The sequence below is a fragment of the Photobacterium sp. OFAV2-7 genome, assembly GCF_022347985.1.
In the GTDB taxonomy this organism is placed as follows: Bacteria; Pseudomonadota; Gammaproteobacteria; order Enterobacterales; family Vibrionaceae; genus Photobacterium.
The window spans coordinates 1-6310 of sequence record NZ_JAKRFQ010000233.1 but is presented as its reverse complement, the minus strand read 5'-3'; the positions used below and the strand labels follow the sequence as shown (position 1 = coordinate 6310).

The following is a 6310-nucleotide window of genomic DNA, read 5'->3' as shown; positions in this document are numbered from 1 at the left end:
GCCAGTGCCAGTTACTGTTGGATCACTCAGGCTGATAGAAGCGCTTCAACTCATGCATGACCTGCATCAGGGTTGAAAGCTTTGGCTTTCCGCCGCTTTTCAGCTTGTAGTCCTGATCATAAACCCGGTAGTTACCGTGTTTATCCACAACTGTCGTCGTGTTTTTCTGCAGTACGACAATGTCTCGGCCACTCCCAGCCAGTACCCAGCGGCGCTTGGGGCTAGTCTCGAACAAACTGACACCGCTGCTGTAGTCCATTACCGGCGTGGTTGTTGCCAATAATGACTCCATAAGGGTCGGTACAAGATCCAAATGGCTGGTTGCGCGCGAAGTCTGGGTCGGAACAGTTCCCGGCCAGTGCATAATAAACGGTACTTTTAGTTGGTAGCGACTGTAGTTGGTTTCTGCGCCCCAGCTATTGGTGCCGGTTTCATTAAATTCGTTGCCGTGGTTCGATGTAATGACAACCACGGTATTGTCCAGCATATTGTTGGCAACGAGTTGATCAAACACATCAATAAGCAGCTCATCAACATAATAGGCCGCATTTCGGTAGCTGTTCTTCAGCAATTGAGTCGTATCGACATTGGCAGGGTTCGAGTCGGAACTGCTCAGAGACGGTTCAAACTGCGGGGCAAAGTCGCCACCTTCCTCGAAATTCTCGATAGATGCCAGTTCAATATAACTGAACCACGGTGAGTCGCTGGATTGGGTGTCTAGCCAGTCCTTCCAGTCCGCGATAGCTTTCGTGTCACTATTGGTATCGGTGTTGTCCGCTATTTCAGCCAACTTGCGGCTGGAAAAAATCGCTTCCGAGTAGATCGATGTCTCGAACCCGCTACCACTGAACAAGCCAAACTGGTAACCGCGCCTTTTAAGCGTATCGAGTAATACCGGTGACGAGTTCGCAGAGCGAACACTGTTGATATAGCCGGCCGGTAACCCGTAGAAGAGGCCGAAGACCCCCCCGGCATTTTCGTTACTGGCACTATAGTGGTTGCTGTAGTTCAGGTTTTGCTGGGCAAAGGCCGTGAGATACGGCATGGTCTCTGTGTTGACCATATCGCTACGCAGACTATCAATCATTACGATCAGCACATTCTGACCTGTACCCTGATCGTTGAATGTCAGCTTATTCATCGGGTAGCGGATATGTTCGCTTTCGGCAATGCCCTGGGCATCAAGGCGTTTGGCATATTCCTGTTTATCCAGCCAGCCATGCTTTTCCATGAAGGTCTTGGCAGTCATCGGATAGGACAGCGGGAAGTTGGAGCGCTGCACGGTCACCGGGCGGTATAGATTCGCATCTGCCCAGATATAGATCAGGTGGCTGCTCAGGAAACAGAAACCGAAAATAACAGCGATAGGTATGCCGACATGTTTGCGAGTCAGTTTCCTGAGCTTGCGCCACAACCATTCCGACAGAATTAACTGCATAAGGAATATCGCAGGGACAGCAACAAATAGATATTGCCAGCGGGCGTTAAGATCTGTTTTCTCACCGCTTAACAGCAAGTCCCATACTAGTGGACTCAGGTGCAAATCCAGAGACTCATAGGCATGGGTGTCCAGAAGCAATCCTGTCAGGCCAATGGTGCCGACCAACACCGCAAACAGCCGCATCAGGCGCTGTGAGGGGATCAGAAAGCTGGCAGGAAAGAGAACCAGAATATAAAAGCCAAATACAAGAAACCCGAAGTGTCCGACCCAACTTAATCCAAGATAAAGTTGGCCCAGGATGGTTTCGGGCCATTCAGAATGGGCAATATAACGGGTGCCAAGTAGCATGGCAGCGATGATATTGAAAAAACTGAACCAGTGTCCCCAGCTAATCAGCTGTGAGACTTTGTCTTTATAATTGTTACCGCTGGTGACCATAGATGTCAGTAATTCCCAGTCATAGTTGCGACGCCAACAAACAAATTAATCTTCCTTAATCGAGGAGAGCAGAGCTTGAGAGAATTTTTCTGCGATTGCTTTCCTTTGCGATGCTGGAACGTCGGCATTGATCACGTTGGTAGCGATGTTACCTACGATCATCAGTGCTAGTTCCGCAGAAGCATCATGCTTCTCTAGTACATCGAACACGTCATCAATGATTTGTTCAACTTTTTTATTGGTGTATTTTGAAGTAATTGGCATAGGAAGTCTTGTTTAATGTTAAAGAAAGCGACTTATAATAACCTACACTTTAGATTAACTGAAACTTTTCCATTATGAGTCTTACGCTTTCGAACGTCATCCTGCACCAACTGACAAAAAATGATCAGGATGAACTTGAAGTTCATCTTAGAAAACAAACGCTTGAAAATAGCCAATCGACAGAGGATCTGGTTGCCGAACTACACCGGGTCTACAGCAGCAAAGGCGCGAAAGGCTTTGCCCACTTCGCAGAAGATAGTGAGTTCAGTCACTGGCTGAAGCAAATTCGCTCTGGGGAATTAGATTTCCTGACATTTTCTAACCAATCGGCAAAAAAACTGCAGACCGAGCTGGCTAAATATCCGTTTGCCGATGCCGGCACTCTGGTTATGGCCGAGTACCAGTCTCTGGCAACCGACTATCTGTTTATCGGTTTGCTGCCGACCTGTCACAGTATGAAGGTGACCGAGCAACTTGATATCAGTGCGACTGACTATCTTGATGTTGGCAAAATGGACATTGTTGCGCGCATCGATCTCTCGTCCTGGGAAACAGACAGTGAGTCAAACCGTTACCTGACCTTCATTAAAGGGCGTGTCGGTCGTAAAATTGCCGACTTTTTCCTTGATTTTCTTCAGGCAGAAGTTGGGCTGGACGTGAAGGAACAAAACCAGGTGCTGATGCAGGCGGTTGAGGACTACTGTGCTGACTCGCGTTTGGAAAAGGAAGAGAAGCAGCAATACCGCAAGCAAGTTTACGATTACTGCAATGGTCAGTTGCAGGCTGGCGATGAAGTGACGGTGAAGGAACTGGCGGGAGAGCTGCCGACTACCGAGGACGGCACTGATTTCTATCAGTTTGCTGCCAACCAGGGGTACGAGCTGGAAGAGAGCTTTCCGGCCGATCGTACCGCCATGCGCAAACTGACTAAATTTGTTGGTTCAGGCGGCGGGGTGTCGATTAACTTTGACAGCATGCTACTGGGCGAGCGCATTTTTTATGATGCCGATACCGATACGCTGACAATTAAGGGAACCCCACCGAATCTGAAGGATCAGCTGCAGCGACGTCTAAACACTGATAGCTAAATTAAGCTGACTACCAGACAGCCACCTTATCTATGAAGAAGGTGGCTTTTTTGTATTTCAGATACCGATATGCCATTGCGAGCATAATGTCTGATGGAATATGGTTAAGATGTTGGCTAAGCTAAATGTTAGTGTTGCTAGGCTATGATGACTTGGTTTTTATATAGTGTGTAAAGTTAGTTAGCGTTGGAGAGAGGTGTACCAACAGGATCTTGAAATACCGTAGATAGGGGTGAGTATGAAAACAGAAGAAAAGCCTGTATCAGAGTTTGTTGTTTCACCTGTAATGCCAGAGCGATGTCAGCAGGCTGAAGAGCAGGGCAGAGACTCGTCACCTATTATTCTCGTGTTGGGTTTATTGTTATTGTTGGTCGGAACGGGCGTTATTGCCTATCTTTCTGTGCTATCGGCATCGACCCTGAGTTTCATCAGTTCTACCTCACAGTTGCAGAATGAGGCTGAGCAGTTGCGGTGGCAAGTGATTACTGTACCTGCCGATTCATTACGGCCCGTTTCAGAACAGCAAAGTGAACTGACAGCACCGTTTCGTAGTCGGTTGATCGAGTGGCAGCAGGGCGATATTCCGGCATCAGTTCAAGCCAAGATCACCCCATTGGTTAAGCAGGGCGAACAGTTTGCCGATCAGGCCGAATATGCCTGGTTGACGCGGCATTATGTTTTTGACAAGGAGACTCTTCTAGCTAAAGGTCAGGTTGCCGCAGACCTGACGGCGATCGAAAGCGTCGACATGAACCCTTTCCTAGCTTCCCTTCATCAGTTGCAATCTGCTTTGCTCCAATCTGAGACAACCCTGACCTGGTTGAGCTTGTTGTTGGCCGTTCTGGTAGCGCTCGTGGGTATTGGTGGGGTGAGTTATGGTGTTGTCGGTCGACGCAGGAACATGCAGGCCGTGCCGATCACGGAGGCGACATCAGCATTGTTGGTACCGGAGCATGATACAAGAGGAGACTGCGATGTTAAGGGCCAGGGTGTGACTGCCGAGGACCCAGAGCACGCCAGCAAGGCTTCAGCCAAGCCATCACCTATTGAAGAGCAAAAAAGCCGTATTGCGGAGTCTGTACTTGATACGGAGCAGATGCTCGACAGCATGGATGGTGACAGGGAGTCTGTGGTGATGCTGCTGGAGATTTTCCTCAAGGAGCATATTGATGATGCCAAGCGGCTATCTGCTAGTTTGGAACGCGATCAGTGTGACGAGGTCAGTTTAATTTCGCATAGCCTGAAAAGTGTCGCCAGCAGTTTTGGTGCCGGTCGGCTGCGCCAGCGTGCTGAATATATCGAGCATTGTTGTAAACAGGGTATTGCAGTTCACGCCGAAGATATTGAGCTATTAGACGAGGCGCTTAAAGAGCTGAAAGCCGCTATTTTGGCGTACCTTGCCGAGGAAGCTGAACGTGAACAAGATGCTGTTGTGGTTGTTGAAGAGGTGACGAGTGCTGAAAAGATTGGGGTTGTTGCGCCTGAAGTGATTCAGGATGCCGAGATTCAGCCCGTTGAGAGCAGACACTCTGAGACCAGATTTTCTGATACTAAGCCTGCAGAGAGCTATAGTGCGGACAGTGAGAGCCTGGAGGCAAAAGCTCAACAGCCCAGACCTCAGAGAGAGGGGGAGCAGCTAGACGTGCTGAATGTGGCGTATGTGATGGAGTCTATGGATGACGATGCAGAATCAGTCAAAATGTTGTTTGAGATATTTATCGAGGAACATGCTCTTGATGCCAAAAAGCTACAGCAGATGGTCTATCAGCGTGCGCCCGATGAAATAGATGAGGCTGCTCTGAGGTTGGTTCACAGTCTAAAAGGGGTCGCAAGCAGTTTGGGCGCTGAGTCCCTAAAGCGGCAGGCGGAGATCATCGAGAAGCATTTCAAAAAGCAGCAAGTGGTTGCTGATGCTGAATACAGGAAGCTCGAGAAAGTCCTGAACGATACCGTTGTTGCCGTTACCCATTATTTGACTCAGAACGCAGCGGTAGTTGCCTAGGCTCTTGCTGGGAAAAATGAGATCAAGATGGGTGAATTTGGTGTTTTTTGACTCAAAAATGTGAGGGCTGATGTATTTATTGCAGAATAACAGCTTTCTAGTTTGAGCTTGGTTAGATGTTTATACTGTAGGTATGGCTGATTTGGCGGAATCATTCAATCGATAGGCAAAATTGATCTTTATCAAAGGGCGTTTTTGGTTGCGGTGGATAATACCGCCCCTATGATAGTTCAAACGAAACATTCAGTTCGTAAGCAGCGTGAACTGGACACAGCAAAAGCGATGATTCGCCTATATTGTAAAACGCTGCACCGTGGGGCGATTATTTGCCCTGAATGTGAAGGGCTTATTGAATATGTTGAAACGCGGGTTGCCAGCTGCCGCCTGGGAGAAGATAAGCCTAACTGTCTGCAATGCAAGAGTCAGTGTTACCACCCGGCCAAGCGACTGCATTTTTCTCATGTGCTGCGTTGGTCTTCGCCAAAATTCGCCTGGCGGCGTCCGTTGCAGGCGCTCAAGTTTAAACTCGACAGTTTTCGCTCTGTAGGCACGGTTGACGCGCAGTCAATGTCGACAAGATAACAGCTTCGAGATAAATCACACAGAAGTGTTCAATACATTTTGGCTATATACGACAAAGGCTGCATCATGCAGCCTTTGTTTGTTATGCGCCGGAATTACGGCGGGGGCTTGTTAGGACGTTAAGCTGACAGGCCCAGCGTATTTAGCCAAGTGGCGATACGGTCATCGGTAAGCTCCGGCTGGCGGTCTTCGTCTAGGGCCAGACCAACAAACTTATCATCTTTAACCGCACGCGAGTCATTAAACTCATAGCCGTCTGTCGGCCACTGACCGATAAGCTCGCCACCGGCCTCAACAATCAGATCTGCCAGATCGCCCATTGCGTCCTGGAAGCTGTCCGGGTAATCCACCTGATCACCCAGGCCAAATAGTGCGATTTTCTTACCGCTTAGATCGGCATCTTCTAGCTCTGGTACAAAACAATCCCAGTCCGGTTGCATCTCGCCGTAGTTGGCTGTTGGCGTACCGAGGATCAGCAAATCATAGTCGTCAAAC

At 48.8% G+C, this 6310-nt stretch carries 6 protein-coding genes; 3 read left to right on the top strand and 3 right to left on the bottom strand.

The window, feature by feature from the left end:
• Window positions 1–22: 22 nt before the first annotated feature.
• Window positions 23–1879: a DUF3413 domain-containing protein gene (locus tag MHN01_RS13175; RefSeq protein ID WP_239411764.1), complete on the bottom strand. Its 1857-nt coding sequence runs from the start codon at window positions 1877–1879 to the stop codon at window positions 23–25.
• Between the two features lie 45 nt (window positions 1880–1924).
• Window positions 1925–2143 (bottom strand): YejL family protein, encoded by a 219-nt coding sequence (locus MHN01_RS13170; RefSeq protein ID WP_075764867.1) that lies wholly within the window; start codon window positions 2141–2143, stop codon window positions 1925–1927.
• 74 nt (window positions 2144–2217) lie between these two features.
• On the opposite strand from MHN01_RS13170, the gene yejK reads away from it, so the two are divergent.
• From yejK to MHN01_RS13155, 3 genes are all read left to right on the top strand, one after another.
• The gene (gene yejK, locus MHN01_RS13165; RefSeq protein WP_239411763.1) at window positions 2218–3231 is read left to right on the top strand and encodes a nucleoid-associated protein YejK; all 1014 of its coding nucleotides are present in this window, start codon (window positions 2218–2220) and stop codon (window positions 3229–3231) included.
• A 238-nt stretch (window positions 3232–3469) separates the two neighbouring features.
• On the top strand, window positions 3470–5233 hold the full coding sequence (locus MHN01_RS13160) for an Hpt domain-containing protein (protein WP_239411762.1): 1764 nt from the start codon (window positions 3470–3472) through the stop codon (window positions 5231–5233).
• Between the two features lie 222 nt (window positions 5234–5455).
• Entirely contained in the window at window positions 5456–5815 is a 360-nt protein-coding gene (locus MHN01_RS13155) for a nitrous oxide-stimulated promoter family protein (protein WP_239411761.1), read from the top strand.
• Window positions 5816–5934: 119 nt separating this feature from the next.
• Here MHN01_RS13155 and MHN01_RS13150 read toward each other — a convergent pair.
• Window positions 5935–6310, bottom strand: a 376-nt coding sequence (locus tag MHN01_RS13150; RefSeq protein ID WP_239411760.1) for a flavodoxin, incomplete at its 5' end; no start/stop codon positions are given.

What these genes read in the sequence shown, in the direction of transcription:
- MHN01_RS13160 (WP_239411762.1), top strand. Translation starts at nt 3,470, where the DNA reads ATGAAAACAGAAGAAAAGCCTGTATCAGAGTTTGTTGTTTCACCTGTA.
- MHN01_RS13170 (WP_075764867.1), bottom strand. Translation starts at nt 2,143, where the DNA reads ATGCCAATTACTTCAAAATACACCAATAAAAAAGTTGAACAAATCATT.
- yejK (WP_239411763.1), top strand. Translation starts at nt 2,218, where the DNA reads ATGAGTCTTACGCTTTCGAACGTCATCCTGCACCAACTGACAAAAAAT.
- MHN01_RS13175 (WP_239411764.1), bottom strand. Translation starts at nt 1,879, where the DNA reads ATGGTCACCAGCGGTAACAATTATAAAGACAAAGTCTCACAGCTGATT.
- MHN01_RS13155 (WP_239411761.1), top strand. Translation starts at nt 5,456, where the DNA reads ATGATAGTTCAAACGAAACATTCAGTTCGTAAGCAGCGTGAACTGGAC.